Here is an 18883-nt window from a genome sequence, read left to right on the forward strand (position 1 = left end):
ATCCAAAATTATTGGAGCGACCGGTACTTGACCGCTAATGCGAAGTCCGAGTCCTCGATACCTGCCAGGGCAGCCAAGATATCCGCCGAATGGCTTTCCAACACAATTGCTTTGATCGAATCAGAACTCACCTGCGGCTCGACAACCGGTAGGCCTCGCGAGGCAACCGCAGTGGAAGCAGCGATAAGCATCTTGGTTGCTTCCTTCTGCTGCCACGGCGTCAGTGGACGGGTGGTCACCATATCGATTGCGAACGTGGGAATCGGCTCGGCGCACACCGATCTGCCCTCGTCGACTGGTATTCGGCTCGGCCGGTTCAAGGCGATTACGGTCCAAGGCTCACCGGTCAAGAAGTCTTCGGGTAGCTCATGCGCCTTCGCCGCCATCAAAGACACCTGCGCAGAGACGGATGAACCTCGAAACCACCCCCTCCCGACAGTGACGAGCCCTCGGCCTCCGAGATGACGAACCGCAGGCAAGAACTTCGCACTTGTCTGCGGAGTCAGCTGCCCGATGCGATGGCCGTCGACACGGACCTCGACCACCTTCTTTTCCGTCCTCGCAGTGCTCACGTCTAATTCATGCAAAGTGACGAGCAATTCCAGCTCGCCCTCCGGCTCTACAAAATTCCGAAGCACGTCGAAATGGTCGTCGACTTTGGTGACCTGGACAGAGGCGCCAGACGGTAGCAGCGTGTACGGGATCTCAGGTGGTTCGTTGCCTGGTATCAATAGATGCGGTTCACTGAGCTGAATCTCCACGGAGACAGACAACTCCACTGGAGTTCCTGGCGTGTCGTCCCAAGAGTTGCGGTCGTAAGCACGGATCGATGCGGGCACTGTAGGCACCAACCCGCGCTTGATCAGCTCCGCCAAGCGACTGTGGAACAGGATCGCCCGCTCTCGCGCCAAGTAGCCGATCAAATAGTTCGATGCCCTGACCGAGACTGCATAGCGATCATGCGGATTGCCGGGTTCCGGGATGAGCTCCACCGTTCTACGGACGGATGTACCTCCAGGGTCGAAGTCGGAACCCAAAGTCGACCTGATCGCATCGGTATAGGCATGAACACCGACTACTTCCTCGTTGCACCAGTCTCCGCGCCCTCCCCAAAGCGGATATGGACGCCACTGCCCACCAACGTCACTCATTTTCGTTCTACTCCTGTATTTGGTGAGATATGGAGCGACAGCCTCCGAAAGACCGATTTGTCAACCTATTTCAGGAAGCAACGCACTAGGCTTTCCAGTCCACACCACGACTAAGTTGTCTCTTGCTCTAGTTGCAGCCACATATAGCAGCGACCTCTCCCTCTGAAGCGCGTCGTCACGCTCCCCCTCCGGAAGTGAATCCACCACATAGGACCGTGGAATCGAGTTCTCTCCCACTCCAACGAGAACAACCTTCGCGAACTCCATACCCTTTGCCCGGTGCATGGTCATCACCTGAGGAGTTCCCTTGGCACCTGATGAATTCCGGTCGACGAAGGTTGCAGACGTCTCACGTTCACCCAGTGCGCGCGGAAGTGCTTGTCCCTCTTTCTTTGTGGGGACAAGCAAACCGATGGATTCTGCATCCGTGCCAGCCGCTGTCCAACTATTCACGAGCTTGGCGACGACGTCATATTGCTCGGTGAGGTTCGATACCGAAATCTGTTGGGGTTTAGGCCCACTGCGAGCGGATCGGTAACCCTCGGAAGTCTCCGGTAGATCACCCAGATCGGTGAATTCTGTGCCAGAGAGAATCCCGAGGGCGTAGTGCAAGTTCTGTTCGGTCGTTCGGTAATTGAGCGTCAGGCGACGCGAGCGCCCCACAATGTTTATGCCGTACCGTCCTAGAACAACCCGTTGGCCGTATATCCGCTGATGAGTGTCCTCCGCAAAGAACAGATCATTCTTACCTTCAGATGCGAGGGCTCGAAGGAGCTGAAAACGGCTCGGGCTCAAGTCCTGAGATTCATCCACGAGCACGTGATCGGCGAGTGCCGACGATCCGTCACGCAGCACTGCTGCAGCGATGGCAGCTTTCTCGTCGAAGTCAGTCGAACCTGACGCCGCTCCAGATGCTCGGTAGCCGGCTATGACGTCCCACACCGCGTTTCGCTTCGACCGATTGAGTGACACCCCCCTTCCAGAGCGCTTCACGCGCAAGTACTCCTCGCGCGTCGTGACAGAGTTCGGCAGAACTACCAAGCTGTACTCCGCTTCGAAGAACGAGTCCACTTTCAACTCATTCGGCAGATCGGCTCCGTAAGCACCGATCGCCTGTTTCCATGCATCGAAACCCTGATTCTTGAACACTTGCGCGGTTCGAGGACCGAGAACTGTTGCAACTGCGCCGTTTACATCAGCACCTCCGCCAAGCTGACCTTCGTATTTGTGCAGGACGCGCGAAGCGATGGCGTCGACGCCGGCAATGTAGACACCCGGCTTCCCTATGTCGGCCGCGAGTGTCACGGTGGAATCAAGTTGGCGAAATTGCGCCCGTAGGCTCTCCGCGAGGGTGGCGCCGTAGGTTGTGAGGACGATTCGCGCCGTAGGGTTCTTGCGATGAAGCTCGCGTGCGCGATGGAGAAGGACGACCGTCTTGCCGGTTCCTGCACCGCCAGTCAGACGGAAGGGGCCGTTGATGTCTTTGAACGCATACGCACGCTGTTCCGGATGGAGAAAGATGCGCCATGCGGCGAAATCCGGACGCTCGATAGCTTCGCGCAGCTCGTCGTTGTCCTCGATGAACGCGAATTCCATTCGCGCCGCGGGATGCCGGAGGGCCCTGAGCAGTTTGTCGTCCTCGGTACCGTCATCGGGTTCGACGGTATCGAGCGCGTACTTCTCCTTGACATCTGCCAATGACGTTCCCGTGAAGATGTCGACGAGAGCAGTGCCTTGCCACGTTGCCGGCGCCGTCTCCGCGTACTCGAGCAATGCATCAGGATCGTTGATGTCCAGAGCACCCGAGGCAAACTCGAGGTCCAGTCCCAGCTCCGTCAAATCTTCAGCTGTGAACTCACGCCGGCGTAAGGATTGTTCAATCGACGGCGTACGGTTTTCGGAAACTTCAACCGGCGCTGAGTAAACCGGCGCTGGAGCTGCATTTTCGACCGGCAGTAGCTCAGCGATACCGTTACGCGGATTGACGGCCATCCTTTGTGTCTGAGCAATCTTGATTGCCTCGTCGTGCGGGTAGGTACCGATGAATACGTACGATGCGTCCTGGCCGCTGCCTTGAACTTTGAACAGAACCGCACGATTGGAGAGGTCCACCCTTCCCGTCCGGGCACGCGGATCAGCCGAGTTGTTGATCGGCTCAATGTGCAGGCTCTTGTTGTCGTCGTTGGCCGACAGCTTCGCCAAAAACGCATAGGTTGCCTTGTGGAGACTCCCATCGATCTTGTCCAGTCCACGTCCGATGACAATCTGAGGCATCTACTCGCCTTTCACTGAATCAATAGTCACAGAAGGCGTCTGTGCAAGACCCTCTGCTTGGACAAGCTCGATTACCTTTTTCGCATCCACTGGGCACAGCGTCCATCCTGCCGCCGACAACCCCTCGCGATCCTCAGCGTCAAGACCCAGATCGACAGCGATTCGCAGTGAAGGCCAGGATATTTCGAGAGGCACCCCTGCGACCTCCTCACCGACCTCCGGAATTGGGAGATCAGACGCGGCCAATCCGGTAACCAGCGACTGAGCCGCCTGAACCACCTCGTCGTACACCTCACGCCAAGGCCCGGTCAGTGTCACAGATTCACTTGGGCCCCCCGTGACAGTCGAGGCGGGCGACCCCAGATTCATCGATGAAGACGCCAGGTGCCGGCGCGTAGTCACGACCGCAGGAAGCGGACGCAACTCGAGCAGGTTGGACCAGCGAAGCCATTCCCTCCACAAATCGCGTGTCTCCATGGACAACGCAGAATCGTCGTCGTCGATGACGACGGCTATCTCTGCATCGTTGGGCGACTTTCCTGCGGGAACCCGCACCGCGATCGCGAATCCACGGTCTCGCCACGTGATCGTGTCCCCATTCGGATCCGCGAAAACACCACCGTCGATCAGCCGTCCCGCGAGCACCGCAGGTGCCGCACCGCCGGTCTGAGTTGCCGAGGCACTCATTCCCATGATCGCCAGGACCGGGAGCCAATGTGCAAGGTTCCGCCGCGACTGCGCTTGCGGGCTCTGCATCCACGCAAGCAGTAAATCAATGGCGGTGGCGAATACGAGGTCGACAGAACTCTTGGCAAGCTGATCACCTGCCATCTGCAGCAGCCCCGGGACGCGCTCGGCGGCCAAGATCGGTGACGTCGATGGCTTACCCTCGAGATCTTGATGCGTCACGGCGACGACTTGGTAGCCACCGTCACGTAAGTTACGTCGTTTCTCCGCATCGTCCGCAAGCCGATTTTTCGAAGGACTGGCATGGAATTGCCATCCGTCGGTGAAGATCGCGGTCGGAGGAACACCCGGCGTCGCTGACGTCAGAACGAAGTCCGGCTTGCTTCCCAGGATATTTTCCTGAGGCCTCAAACTCCATCTGTTGGATGATCCAAGCGCCACGTCCCACGCGACGCCTCTGTCGGTCGGTTTCTCGACGATCGTTGCACCAAGCGCCCGGAGGCGCTCGGCAAACACGACCCGGAAGCGCCGTTCGAGGTTCGACTCCAGATCGACCATAGGCGGTTCATCCGAAGTTATGCTCCACGGCATCGCATCCGGAATCGGACTGTTGTCGTCCGTTGACACCTCCCGGCCGAGCAACAGCGACCGCAGGTGACGTGCAGCAGCACTCCGCGACGTGAATTTGACCTCGGTGAACGACGCGAACGGTAGCAGACACTTTTCGCAGGCAAGCTTCCCTTCGCGCTGGCATTCGCACGATACGACGACAGCGTGCGCCCTTCTCAGCACGTCCCAAATGGTACTGGGATCGGAAAGATCAGCGAGGTACCCCGTACCTCCGGGGACGATGTCGTGCAGCAGCAGACCGGGTCGGTTTTCGCCGTTCACGGCAGGATCGACCACAGCCACGATCTGCAGATGGTCCGGATCTCCGCCGATTCGTTCACGCAGCCCAAGTAGCAGCGCCGCGGACAGGGATGGAACTGCAAAGGAATCGCCCCACGTCACCGATGGCGGCAACCGCAAAACCAGTCCTTCGGTGGTCAATGACCGCGCCAATGCAATCGAGAGCGTCGACTCTTCCAATGCCTTGCGATACGAACACCAGGGACGGTGTTCACTCGGCGAGTTGCGCCGCGTGTCCGTGTCGAGCTTTCCGCATTCCGAGCACACCCGAAACATTGCAGACTCGATCTCGCCGCCCGCGAGAATCCGCGACGACCCACCGCTACGGCTGCCTCCGGTATTGATCCATCGGATCGTCATCGAACGACGATGTGTCGCTCCGAAGCCGAGTCCTTCGACGAACCAACGGCGGGTAAAGGAGGTCGGGTCGATATCCGCAGCAGTAATGATCGTGAACGGGTTACGGATTCGTTCTTCTTTGCCGTCGTCGATAGCCGCTTCTTCACGTCGAACGACGGCCGACACACTCGAGAGTTCTACGACGGGGAGGCGCTGGCCGATATCCGCAATTGCTGCTGTTCCACAACGCGGACATGTCGCCGGAGGCTGCGCACCGTCCCCCAGGTCGGCGATGAAACCGCAAGCGGGACAGCAAGCCCACTCGTGCACAGCGTCACCCTCGGCGCCGAGGTCGACGGCGTCGATGGCAATAGCGAATCCACTTGCGTAGAAGGTGGATCCGGGTGCGAAGTCGCGTAGGGCCTGGGCGGATCCTCGGGTGAGCTCGAACTCGGTGTGTTCGAATTCCTGAGTCTCAGGATGTATCCAGTTGACGGAGACCGAGAGGGTCACCGAATCGTCGAGCAACGTGTAGTTGGGAAAAAGCCCGAACGCTTCCAGCGCACTGATCCAGTATTCGGACCGCAGGGACGCGAGTTGCGTGCCGACCAGTCGCTGGGCGGCGAGAGCGGTACGGTACGCAACTTTGTCATCATCTGTGGCCACTGTGCTCTGCGCTGCTGCATGAAGTTGTGGAACAACCGCGTCCACTGCCTTCTTTCGGTGCTGCAGCGTCTCGATGCGTTGGTTCCATTCCATCGACGCGCTATGGCACCGGGACGCCAATTCGCTACTCTCGGGCCCACTCTGAGGTGTGGCGAAGTCGCGCAGTCGCTCGACTACCTCGCCGTCCAGCGATTGAAAACCGGCCACGAACTCGTCCACGTAGAGCGTCGAGTGTGATTCGGCATCGGATATGAGAGTGCCCAAGTAGGTTTTCGGTCCGGTCGACCCGAGTGCATCAGGGGTGGTTCTCGGATGTGGCACATTCTTCAGGCGTGCCAATCGATCGGCGACCGAAGCGATGAACTGCCGACGAAGAATCTCTTCGGCATCCAGATACGTTGCCGGCGGTCGGACTGCGCCGTTGATCGTCGCGTCCGGATTGGCAAAGCGTGGCAGTTGATCGCCACGTGCGGTCACATATGCCAAGGCAAGCGCATTACCAGTCAGTCGACCTGCACGGCCGACTCGCTGTAGATACGACGCGACGGAGCGCGGGAGCGATGACAGCATCACTGCCGACAGATCACCGATATCGATGCCCATCTCCAGTGTCGGAGTCGCGACAAGTACATTCGGCGCGTTTGGCGGCGGATTGGTTTCTTTGAACTGTGACTCGTACTCCAAACGCTTTTCGTCGGGCAACAGCGACGTGTGCTCACGCGCGACAACTCGACGAATGTCGGTAACGGTGTACATCTGTCGATAGAAGTTGTCATCGATACGCCGGCGTTCAAGGGTGCCTGCACAAGCTGCAATCAGGCACGGACCACCAACAAGTTGATCAACGGTGTCGTGGCCGCTGATGATCGAATCTCCGCAGTTGCTACACCCCAGCGAGACCGTCTTGTCGGAAATCTCACTATCGGAGATCGGACGAGCGACAACCGAATCCGGCGTCAAATGGAAGGTTCGAGTTCCACTACCGCCTGCTAACTCGCCTACGACATCGCGATGCCTTAGACGCTCGAACAGCAGTCGGCTGAGGACTGCCCCCTCGGCTGGACTGACGGCAAGAGCTTTTGCCGTCCAGCTTGCGTACCAACCGCGGGCAGACGCTACTGGCTCGAAGTCGCTGTCGCGACGGTTGACCGTGCCGAGTACGGGGAAGCCCGGTGCGGAGTTCCCGCGGCCAAAACCTGGCATTCCTTGACTTCGTTTGCGGCCTCCGGTGATCCACCACCGGTTGCCGTCGTCGGTCCGAAACTTCTCGAACCAATCGTGTGCGATCGCGCCTCGGATTCGCATGTGCTCCAAGGTTCCTCGGACCCAACGAACCAACTGTGCATCGGTGTACGTGTCCAATGCCAGTTGCACGTCCTGCCCGTCGAGCACGTCTCGTGCACAGAGCAGCAACACCGAAGGCGAGACATCGACCTCGGCAAGGGCCGTCCCCGTACGCGTTAATGTTCGACCGACGCCGGCACGTAAACCGAATTCCATCGCTATATCGAGTTGAAGTCGCTTGGTGACAAAACCACTCAACGTCGCCGAAGCTCGACTCAGGCGCGCGGTACTCCAAAACTTCGAGAAGTCGTCCCGATCGGCGAGTTCAGGAGGCAGGAGTCGGTAGCGCTTGGCACGGTCGTTGCCCGCCATGGTGATCATCTTGTGGGCGAGAGCGTCGAGGTTGGTGTCGCCGTCCTCGAGTGCCTGACGGATCAACGTTCGTAGCGTGAGAGCCCTGGATCGCGCCTGAACGAAACCGGCGCGATGTGCCGCGTCCTGAACACTGTCAGTGAAGACCAGCGCACGCTTCTCTCGCGGATCAAGGCCGGGGGTGCCGAACAGTGTCGAGAGCGATACCGACAGCATCGTCGCGATCGCGGAACCGAGAAAGCGGATTCCGTCACGTTGACGGCAAGACGGGCATACATCTCGAATCGAATCCTCACCGGCGGTGTCGCCGACGTTGACCAACACAGGCACGGCGCCACCCTCGGCAACAACCGATTCGGCAGGCCGTTGTCGAGTGATGCGACGATCGTCGACTACCAGCCATGAAAGCTCGGACGCAGAAGCAGGTTTCGACGGAGCACTCGAGTCCGATGTCGAGTCGACCGCGGTCTCCCCTTCTACCGGCGCATGGATAAGAGCCCGGAAGCGGTCATCGTCAGCGAGCTTGCGACGCCGGATTGTAGAGTCGTCGACATCGAGATCCGTGCCGGTAGGTGCAAGCAGAATTCCCCAGCCGGATCGATTGCAGTGCCGGCAGTAGAGCGCGGGAAGGTACGGAGCCGCGAGTGAATCGTCATGAAAATCGTCGCTGAGCAGTAGACCGTCGTCGCCCCAGGCGAACTGGGGCGCCCCCGATGCTGCCCGATCCAGCCGGGTCAGCTCCCGAACCCAGAGATGAACGTCCACCGATGGTGCGGTGCGTCCCGAAACCGCACGCACGTGGCTGAGAGTAGTGACCAGCGCTCGTAGGGCCTGGGCTCTGATGTTTGAGTCGATACGCTCGAGGTCTGACGCGAGAGACTCGTCTGTGCCTGCAAACAACTCAGGATCAGACAACCTGAGAATGGGTACTGCTGATTCGCAGCGTTCGACAATTCGATGAAATACTGGATGCGCTCGAATCAAATCGAGGCCGAGACCATCAATCGCGTCGTCTTCGAATCCATTCGGCACCGTGTAGAGCGACCGAAGTGCAGCCCGCGATACGTCAACAGGATCAGTCACACTGGAAGCAGATGCGAGCTCTCGAAGTCGTTTCTCGTCAATTTGTGCAACGGTAATCCCGGTTACAGCGATTCGCGAGGCAGCGCCATCTGACCACTCCTGCAATGATTCTCGAGATTCGGTGATCACCGATTCAGCCGTGAATTCGTCACCGAAGACCGTGCGGGCAAAATCGAGCATGGTCGAGGAGTCATTGCCGTCGCCCAGAGTCGCCGACGTCGCGATCGGCGTGACGCGTCCTAGTGGGCGGACGCGGTCTTCGTCGGAGATGCCGGTGTCGCCATCTACCCAGTAACTCTTGAGAGTCATTCCGAGACGGCGCAACAGCATTGATACGTCGGTGCCCTGAGCGCCATCATAGGTGTGAAATTCGTCGAGAACCAGATATTGAAGGCTGTGAGCACTCTGTCGCCACAGTTCTGCATCAGCCGGACGGAGCAACAGCTGGTCAAGCATTTTGTAGTTGGTCAGCAGAATGTCCGGTGCGACGCTTCGGATTACGTCCCGGTCGCTGATCAGCCCGTCGGGGCCGACGGTCGTCCGGGTTGCACCAGCTTCACCGGTGTAGAGCGCGGCTGTGATTCCGCCGAGCTCCTTGTGCTCGGTGATCAAACCGGCGAGGCGCTGCGCCTGATCATTTGCCAGCGCGTTCATCGGGTAAAGAATGATCGCTTTGGTGCCAGTCACGCCCTGGCGTTTAGCACGCAGAACGTGATCGAGAATTGGGTAGAGGAATGCTTCGGTTTTTCCCGAACCGGTACCCGTCGTAACGAGAGTGGGCAACGGCCGCGACTTGTCAGGTCCTAGGTTCGCGCTACTGAGCCGCGTGAACGCGGCGGCCTGATGGCCGTACGGCGTCAAACCCTCATACCATTCCAAGGAGTCTCGCCAGCCTTCTTCGGCAGGCCGAAATGGCATGCGCAGCCGCAGATATGGTCCACGAAACATCCCGGTTGAGGGATGTTCGAGAAACGCATCCAATTCACGTCGTGCATCGGGGTCCGCAAGTGCGAAAGTAGTGCCGAGGTAGTCGAGCAGGCTGGCAGTGATGCGCTCGGCCTGCGAGAGCGGCAGAAGTTCAGAGGCCATCAGTTGGTACCCACTGCCGTGCCGCCCGTAATACCAAGTCGACGTTCGAATTCCGCATATGCCTCACGCATGTCCGCTTCGCGGTCTAGGAACTGGAACGGCAATTCGTAGGTGTACGTGTTGCCGGCCGGGTTTGTGGCGGTGCGTTCTTCCTCGCTGATCGCATCGCCCTTCTTGCGCCACACACTGAGGACTTCGTTGGGCACGAGTCGACCATTGATGTCGTAGAGGTATGTTTTGCGGTCGTATCCATAGAGAACCGGGAATTGTGTGCGGTAAATAGTGCACAGCTCGTCCGCTGTCAGACCGAGTCCCAGGGCGACGAGCGCATCGATCTCAACCAAAGCCTGGCGACGATCAGCAGCAATGCGCAACGGGGTTTCAATCGTCCACTTGGAACCTACGTCACCCAAGGGCTTCCTCACTGAGTTTGCAAAGCCGCCAGTCCAGAAGTCCACTTGCATGTCATCGGCGTAACACAACTGCCAAAGGTCTCCATAAGCCTTTGTCAGGCAATTCAACCTGAGGGCCCTAAGGCGGAGAAGTCGCCGGATGACTGGGCTCGGGACAAATGGCAAACGTTCCACCGACGAAAAGCGGATGTTCGCCTTTGGAGCAGATCGGAGCGCAAAGTCCGCAATCAGGGACGACATTACCGCCACACAATTTCCCAGTTGATTTTCGTCCATCGGGGTGGCGGAGGATACTCCGTCGATATGCGCTGTTCCAGGAGGAACGAGCGCAGGAATCAGTGTACGTTCTCCGGTATTTGCAGCCATTTTTCTCCATGCCACTCGATAGCAATCCCGGGCCCGAACAGTCTGCAAGATTCCGTTCTCGTCCTCGACTTCCCACGAGGTGTACCCCGCGTCGTACCGCGCCCGGCCACCCACCGGTTTGTATGAAGTAGTTGGAACCGTCTCTGGTTCAAGTGTTTCCAGATCTAACACTGACCAGTCTTGTTGGTTCCTCATCGTCGAATTGGGTGCCTTATAAAATGGATTTCCAACGAAAAGGTGCGGCCCCTGCAGGATGACCTCATCCCAGGCTTCGGGTACACCCCACCCTGAATCGAAGAAGGCTTTTGTTCGGTCGTTCTTTTCGTGCCACCCACTCGAAAATTTCAAGCCCAGCTCTTCAATCCGCGGAGAATTCGCAAGCTTCTCAAGCGCACTCGCTGCTGAACTATTGACGGTGTAAACCATTCGGGTTTGGTATATCGGAGTCGCAGGCTGTTCCAACACATTCTTCCACGAATTCAGGACTTCATCGTCGACAGTCAAAATCCGCCTGCGGTGAGGACTGACGTCCCAGTTCCCTTCGACGTTCTTAATTCCCGGCTCGGTACCTGAACCATCGTGAACTAGCGAACGAGCCACCGTGTCCGGGTGGTAGAGGGATGACGCATTTAGAAATCGTGGAATGCCGCGACCTGCATAAACATTGACTCCGAATGTCTTTTGATCCTGGATCTCAAAGAGCTTCAGCTCATTGATGAACTGCCAGTGACGACGCAGCCTCTCATAGGTAGCATGCCTCAACAGACCTGCGTTCTCGTCGGTGAAGTGCGATTCAAGATGGATCAGCCCGACCGTCCCCCAACGCGAGTTGTGTCGCCACGTCTGCTCCATAAAGCATCTATAGAGATCAGGTTGAAGCCCCACAAGGTGTGGATACTGCCGCGCATCACCAACGAACGCCGCAGTTGCGGCGACATCAGACGTGCCACCGAGAACCAGATCACTGATACTTTCGATCTCAAGTGTCACCTCGCGCTTCGCGTGGTACTCCGCTTGAGTCGGCTTTACGGCGAGCTGAAACCACGGATCCCCTTCCGAGAGAAGGGCATCGACGTCGGAGCGCGGTCGCACCCACGGCGGGTTACCGACTTGGAGGTCGAAGCCTCCTCGCGAGAATACGGGCGAGAAATCGAGTTCCCAATGGAAGAAGCCCTGGCGAGCGGCCACGCGCTCCGCAACCACCAGCCAGGGCGAGTTCTTCTTCAGCTCATCAACTTTGGCAGCTTTCGCAAAGAGCAACTCGTTGGACTCAACTGCCTCGAGCTCGTCCCAGGACTGAATTGTGAACAGATTGAGCTGGCCGTGCTTCTTCTCCGGCTTCGACTCTCCGATGGGAGTGCCGAGTAGACCGGTCAAAGTGTCGATCCACTGATCCAAGGTCGGAGGCTGTACGAGATCGTCATTGACCGTTGCGTCCTCGTCGACCAGCGGCCAGAACCACAGCGCGCACCACGCGTCCATCACCCGACGCAAACGCCGATATGCGCCATTCTCGTCTGCCAACGACGCTTCGATCAGATCGCGCGTGACAACGGTTTCTGCGCTCTCGGTTTCGCGTCCCCACACTGGAATAGGCCGACGGATCTCCCGCTCGGCGATCTCGAGGCGCTTATGTGCCAGCAGCCACAATGTCTCCACACGGCCGGCGAGCTCTTTGAGTTTGCGAACCTGGGCAGTTGTCGGCTGGGGCTTGAGCTCTTTCCGCCATGTCTTAAGATCAGCCAGAGCGTCTGACGCGAGCTCTTTTGCTTCCTTGGCCTCGACGGTCGAACCCCAGCCGCTGGTCGGCACCAAGAAGTGGTGGACACCGTCCACCACGTCAATCGGCTTGCCCAGCAGGTAGTCCGCAAGGCGAACGTCGATCGGCGTGGCATCGAGCCATCCCCGAGACTTCAATTGCCCACTCGGAATAAGAGCACGCCTGGCACCGATGAGTGAATTGCCACGCTTTAGATGCAATCCGAACCACGGTGCGTCCAGATCGCGCGCCATGGTGTCCAGCCATAGCGAGATTTCGGCGAACTCAACCGCAGTTGCATTGAGGTCCACGCCGTACACCTGATGAAGGGCTATGTACGCCTTTGCACGTTGCAGTTCAGTTGGGTACTCCTCAGGGTCAATACGCTCGCCCAGCTCACGCTGACGACGTGTGAGGTACTGATCGGCTAGCTGGCGCACTGCTTCGATAGCGAAAGCGCCTGACCCCAGGGCAGGTTCACACACGGTGAGACCAAGAATCTCCTCGGCGGAAGTGCTCGTTCCATCCTGATCGAGCAGTTCTTCGAGGGCCTGCCCCACCGTGAACTTCGTCAGCACCTCAGGGGTGTAGTACGAGGCTGATTGCTGACGTTCGCGGCCTGCCAAACGAAACACGAAGGTGCCCTGCTCATGTCGAACCTTGGTCGGCTCCCCGGTGAGCTCATCTTTCACAGTGACGAAGTCGGACTCGACAATGCCGTCGATTCGCCCCTCCGGCACGACCCATAATCCTTTGGAGGGATCCCCGTTCTTCGCAACCTCGTACAGCGCGTCCTTCGCGAAGAAGCCTGTGTAGCTCATCAACCCCTCGTACACCGCGCCGAGTTGATTGATTCCGAGGTCTGCATAGGAAATGAAGCCGCGATCTCTTCCCCGAGATTCTTTGCTCAACAACAGATTCCGAAGCACTTTCTGCACGGCAGAGTTACTCAGCTTGACTTCATTGACGAAAGCCGTTGCGATCGGCCGAAATAGATCAGCCTTGAGGTGTCTGAAGGTGAGCCCTTCAGTTCTCGATGCATCACCGGACAACCCGTCGTGACCTATGTCTACAAGTTCGAACAAGGTGTGCAACGAATCGTGGAAATGCGTACCGTTCTCGGCCCGAGGTGTGACCAGCTCGACGAGTAGCAGCTCTCGGAGACGATCAAGGCTGTAGCCGCGCTCATACGTCTGCTCACCTGTTGGTAGTACGCCGAGCTCGGGCCGGGCCTCGGCGTACAGGAGGAACAAGATGCGGTACAGGTAGCGAAGCGCTTGTCCCGCAAGCTCTTGCGCGACCGAATCTGCCAGTGGAGCCAGTCCTTGCATGGCTCGCCGAGTGACGACGTCGTTGGCGATGAGCTCGATCGACAGCCGAACGCCCTCGCGCAGGTCCTTGGACACTCCAACGGTGTGCTTGGCGGACTCGTCGATCACCCCGGCCCACCAAATATTGCCTTCGGCATCGGGAGCAAGCGAGTCTGCCGCCAAACAAGTTAATGCCCGGTCCGTCTCACCACCTCGTTTGTCATCATTTCGCTCGCAGATCAGCTGCAGATCGACGGCAAGGTAACGACCTTCGAGCCAGCGGCTTCGTTCGGTGATCAGGGCCTGGGACCCAGCGAGAACAAGAATGAACTGTGGACCGTCTTCAGCCGTCGACAGGTGGGACAGCAATTGAGCCACTGAAGCCAGGTCTTCGCCGGGAACGTCCTCGTCGCCAGTCCTGAAACCTGTTCGCAGCGTCTTCTCGTCCTTGGCGATCAACTGCTCGACGCTGAGCTCCGCCCTACCTTCGACGATCACCAACGGTGCAGGCCCGGTCAATCCGCGAGTACGGACCGCAAGCGCAGGCCCCGATTCGGTGTCGGTTCCACCAATTCGCACAATCTCCCAGCGCACACCTTCGTACCCGAGTACCGAGCGAAGGTTCGAGTAGAGCTCAATCAGCGTTTGCTGGTCCGCACCTTCACCCAAGCCCAAGAAGTCTCGCGTCAGATCACCACGTTGCGCGGTGAAACGCGAACGCGCAGTTGGTTGCCCGTCGGCCTTTTCAGACTCCCATTGCTTGCGCCGATCGATCACTCGCGCGTTGAACGACTGAGATGTCGCGTCAGTGGTGAAGTAATGCTCGCTGACAAAGTCCTCACCGACGATCAGGGCATCAGATGTTGAACTCACTAGAGACTCTTCCCTGTCGTCGCTACATTCTGACTCATCGAACTGTCCGGCACCGCGACGAGTAGCGGACGGACAAGTCGGCGGTCGGGATTCATGGATTGGGCGACTTCTCGCTCGTGTGACACTCGATCTGCCCGTTGACGTAACTCGTCACGTTGGATCAGCGCGTCAGCTTCGTGGGTCCACCGTTCGGCGCGTGAAGTCCATTCACTCACTCGTTGCCGAGTCTCGTCCCTGATCGCGCCTGCGTGTTCTTCGGCTGCAGAATCTGCGGCACGAACGGCTGCAGCAACCAGTAGCTGCAAGGCTTCGACGCTGCCGAGATCGGCTGTGTTGATTTCAGCGAGGCCAAGTACCGCAATTGCATGAGCCGCGCTCGGGTGCGGAGATGCGAGACCGAAACTTGGATTGTTCACATCAGGGAACGCCACGGTGTAGAACGACGCAGCGACTACCTGCCCACGCGTATTCGTTTGCGTTACCTGGACCAGCACCGTCGTATCCGGCACTGCCCCGCAGACCGCGAAAATCTGCCGTCGACCCAGATCTGCGAGCGACCGATCTGCAGCCCAATCAAGAATCGGATGAAGGGGCGCAAGGAAATGCGCCTCGGGCCACGTCGACGTCGACTCCCCTGCCCGCGCAGCGCGCAGTTCTTCCTCGCCCCGCAGTGCTGTGAGCGCCAGCTTGTAGGTCTCTGTGACCGACCGCGCCCGAAGATACGACTGCGGCAGAACCTGCAGTCGCTGCTTCAGGTCACGCGGCGGGGTGAGACTGGCAATCGACTGCGCCTTGTGCACAGTCCAGGACACACCATTCGGCGCTGGTTTACTCGGCGTTCCGACGAACTCCTCCAAGGCATCAGAAAGATACTCGAACTCGGACGAATACAAACTGGTAGATGCCTCGCCGCTTGACGGCGGCTCGGTGGGCACCGGCGATGACGATGCGTCCAGGCTTACACTGGCAGCACCAATTTGGGCAAGAAGACCACTGAGGCCACCGCCTGAGGTCACCTGATCGACGGTCATCACCACGGACTCCAGGGACTTCTCGCCGGCGAGAACTTGACGAATGGCCTCTTCTTCCGCTGCAACGTCGTAAGTTCCCATCAGCGAAGAAGATTCGCCCAGGGCCTTGTGCGCCTCGTGTTCTCGCTCCACCAAGCGCGTCAGAACTCTCACGTCACCCGCAAAGTGCTTCGTCGACGGTGTCAGTAGCAAGGTCACGATCCGAGGGCGATGCCGTTGCCCGTACCGATCGATGCGCCCGTTGCGCTGCTCGATTCGAATCAGGCTCCAGGGAATGTCGTAGTGCACCATGTCGTGACACTGCGAGTGTAGGTTGACGCCCTCGGACGCAACGTCACCCGTGACCAGAATTCGAATGGGTGAAGACTCGAGTTTGAATGATTCGACGATGTCCTGCTGCTCGACGTCGCTGAGTCCACCGTGCAATACCGTCACCTGACCAAGGTCGCGCCCCTCGGTGAGAGTCATCTTCAGGTCCTTCGATAGGGCCTGTGCAAGTGCCTTCAGCGTCGCGACGCGCTCCGCGAACACGACAACGCGGGTGTCGCCGTTCTTTTTGACGCCGATTTCCGCAAGATAGTCGAGGAGCTTTCTGTACTTCGCAGACTCGCGCAGTGGTGTAGCGGCCACCAACTCGCCGAGATGATCGAGCGCCACGATTTCCCTTGCTGCACTTGCATCCTCCGGGTCCAACCGCTTTCGTCGTTCGACGATCGACTGCGTCAGCGCATCCGGAGACGAAAGGAATGCTTTCGCGAGCACCCACGGAAACAACCGCGTCGAACCCGAATACGGCGACTGCCCCTTTTCAGGCCAGAGCCACACATTTTCGAGTTCGCGGGCTACTGCGTCTTCAGCGGCCGAGGCATCCACCGTGATATTGCGTGGTGGTTGACGTTCCGCCCAATCCGAACCGACTTCGCTGGCAACATCGGGATGATGGCGATGGCGACGAATGACAAGCTTTTTGACCTGCTCGGCATCCAACTCACCTGACGGGGACACGGCACTGGGGTCCAACATGCGAATCAGCTCGGCGAACGATTCGGCACGACCGTTGTGCGGTGTTGCCGACGCAAGAATCAACGCGTCAGTCCGCGACGCCAACAGCCGGGCGAGTCGGTTGTTTTGAGCGGCAACATTGGTGACGTTGTGGGATTCATCGATGACCACCGCGTCCCACTGCTGCTTACGAAGGTGGTTGAGGTAACGGTCGCTCTTGAGGGTGTCGATGGAGATGATCACCCGTTTGTAATAAGTGAACGGGTTGCGAGTCGCAGGAAGGATCTGTCGAATGCGTTGAATCCCAGCAGAATCCAACCGGACGAACGGCAGAGCAAACCGAGTCCACAGCTCCATCTGCATCTGCTCGAGGACGTGTTTCGGAGTCACGACGAGGATGCGATCACCACGACCACGCCGGACCAGTTCCGACAGAATCATCCCGATTTCGAGTGTCTTCCCGAGACCGACAGCATCGGCAAGCAGTATGCGCGGGCGAAGGTTGTCAGGATCGAGTGCCTGACGAACAGCCTTGTACTGGTATTCGAGTGGCCGGGCAAGTGCCTTGTGCGCAGTCGTGAGGCTGGGATCGGCAATCGCCACCGGGGTCTTGCGGAGCATCGATTCGAGCCACAACCGTGATCTACGGAATTTATCCGAGGTATCGGCCACCACCGTTACGTCTGTGGGATCGACCGGCACAATTTCATCCAGTGCAGTCGAAAACGATGCCTCTGTGTCGCGCACCAAGTCGGAGAGACCCAACACGTGCACTACGTATCCGTCTGACGTCGGTTCGACGGAGGACACCAACCATTCCTCATCCCGAACCTCCACTATCGAGCCGGGAGCAACGTTGAATGAATACTCGCCCCCGGCTGCTGAGCCGACGACGGGGGTAGCGCTGATTGTCACGCGTGGCGGTCCTCTCACTTCGGGCCGTGCCGGCTCGAAATCCAACCATAACGGTCGGACGGTTAGTGCGCCGCTGTTCCCTACCTACTCTGGAGTCAGACCGCCACAGCGGCACCAAGATCCAGCGCACCTTCCATCCCCAGGTCAGGAGCTACTGTTAAAACCGGCGTGTCGGACACTCGTGATCGCATCCAGGACTCCTCGATCTTGCTGTCCAGCTGCGCAGTCACCGGAACGCGACCAAAGGCGGCCGCGAGCGCATGAACAGCTAACCTGGGCGGCATAGCATTCCCCACCTGCTGAGCCCAGCCTTGCCCCGCCCATTTGTAGTCGAGGGGGAACGTTTGCAGCCGACCAGCTTCGGCGGGAGAGAACCGTTCCTGTTCGTCCCCCATGTGGTCGACAATGCGGTTACGCGAAATCTTGCCGGTCACCGTGGCCGACGGCTGATCAGAAGTGCGCCGCCCACGCGCGGAGGGAATTCCGCCCGAGCCGTAGTTGGACACAACCTCGAACCACTCGCCCCGCTTCAGAGCCGAACCCATGGTTTCCCATGGCAGCAAATGCGATTCTCCGGTTCCACGCACCATTCCCGCTCGGTACGCCTGGTGCGTGGGCACCGGACGGATCGGCGAAACTGTCCGGTTGGCGAGCAGCACTGCTCGGCGGCGGGTCTGCGGCACACCAAACTCTTCGGTTCGTAGAACTGTGCACACAACTTTGTAACCGAGCGACTCCAGAACCGGCTTCATCGCCTCCCACACGGGTAGGACCGTCTGAACCTGTTCGAGGACCACCGCTTCGTACGGTCGGCCGGCACCGTGCGCTTCGAGGACCCAACGCAGCGGTTCGAGCACCAGTCCGGTGCGCTCGTCATCGAGGCCCTTGAGCGAAGATGACACGTCTTCAGCCCGAGCCATGCGATCTACCAACTTCAGCACATCATCGAGAGCGTCCCGGCCGCTACCGGATCCCGCCACTGTGAACGTCTGGCACGGGGGCCCACCGGCAAGAATGGTTGCATTGGGGAATTCCTTCGGACCTAGCTCACGAACATCACGATGGTCAGTATCCAGGCCGGCCTCGGTACGTGTTGCATGCGCATCGTCGTCCCATTCGACTCCGTGGGTACTCATTCCGAGCCAGGTCGCAGCGACATCGATGCCTCCGGGACCGGCAAACAGGTCGACAACCGAGTGCGTGGACAGATCACACCGTGCGCTGCGATTGTCTTCCATAACGGCGAAGTTTACGACACCGATGGTCGACTCCAGCCACCACACAGCCGCATTGTCGCCTGGTCATCGTAGAGTCTGCGTCGAATGCGAATTCGCCCGTGACGACCACCACCGCATCCGAG

At 58.9% G+C, this 18883-nt stretch carries 6 protein-coding genes; all 6 read right to left on the bottom strand.

The window, feature by feature from the left end; all coding sequences use genetic code 11:
- Positions 1-8: 8 nt before the first annotated feature.
- The 6 genes from M1L53_RS06060 to M1L53_RS06085 all read right to left on the bottom strand — a co-directional run bounded on the left by M1L53_RS06060 (position 9) and on the right by M1L53_RS06085 (position 18761).
- Positions 9-1151 carry a hypothetical protein gene (locus tag M1L53_RS06060; protein ID WP_157092627.1) on the bottom strand — a complete coding sequence of 381 codons (1143 nt, stop codon included), beginning with the start codon at positions 1149-1151 and terminating at the stop codon, positions 9-11.
- Positions 1152-1211: 60 nt separating this feature from the next.
- Positions 1212-3425, bottom strand: a complete 2214-nt coding sequence (locus M1L53_RS06065; RefSeq protein ID WP_054187895.1) for a 3'-5' exonuclease — start codon at positions 3423-3425, stop codon at positions 1212-1214.
- The gene (locus M1L53_RS06070) at positions 3426-9854 is read right to left on the bottom strand and encodes a DEAD/DEAH box helicase (protein ID WP_054187894.1); all 6429 of its coding nucleotides are present in this window, start codon (positions 9852-9854) and stop codon (positions 3426-3428) included.
- Positions 9854-14575, bottom strand: coding sequence for an Eco57I restriction-modification methylase domain-containing protein (locus M1L53_RS06075; protein WP_054187893.1), 4722 nt, complete (start codon positions 14573-14575; stop codon positions 9854-9856). The genes M1L53_RS06070 and M1L53_RS06075 overlap by 1 nt, the downstream gene beginning before the upstream one ends.
- Complete coding sequence (locus tag M1L53_RS06080) at positions 14575-17523, bottom strand: helicase-related protein (RefSeq protein WP_311052829.1); 2949 nt, start codon at positions 17521-17523, stop codon at positions 14575-14577. Before M1L53_RS06080 ends, M1L53_RS06075 begins: the two co-directional genes overlap by 1 nt.
- Before the next feature lie 95 nt (positions 17524-17618).
- Positions 17619-18761, bottom strand: coding sequence for a DNA cytosine methyltransferase (locus M1L53_RS06085; RefSeq protein WP_083471201.1), 1143 nt, complete (start codon positions 18759-18761; stop codon positions 17619-17621).
- Between the last annotated feature and the right edge of the window lie 122 nt (positions 18762-18883).

Source organism: Rhodococcus sp. T9N, assembly GCF_024436645.1.
Lineage (GTDB): Bacteria > Actinomycetota > Actinomycetes > Mycobacteriales > Mycobacteriaceae > Rhodococcus_F > Rhodococcus_F qingshengii.

Bases quoted from the DNA above. Each gene is read 5' to 3' on its own strand.
- M1L53_RS06060 (WP_157092627.1), bottom strand. From the start codon at position 1,151: ATGAGTGACGTTGGTGGGCAGTGGCGTCCATATCCGCTTTGGGGAGGG.
- M1L53_RS06065 (WP_054187895.1), bottom strand. From the start codon at position 3,425: ATGCCTCAGATTGTCATCGGACGTGGACTGGACAAGATCGATGGGAGT.
- M1L53_RS06070 (WP_054187894.1), bottom strand. From the start codon at position 9,854: ATGGCCTCTGAACTTCTGCCGCTCTCGCAGGCCGAGCGCATCACTGCC.
- M1L53_RS06085 (WP_083471201.1), bottom strand. From the start codon at position 18,761: ATGGAAGACAATCGCAGCGCACGGTGTGATCTGTCCACGCACTCGGTT.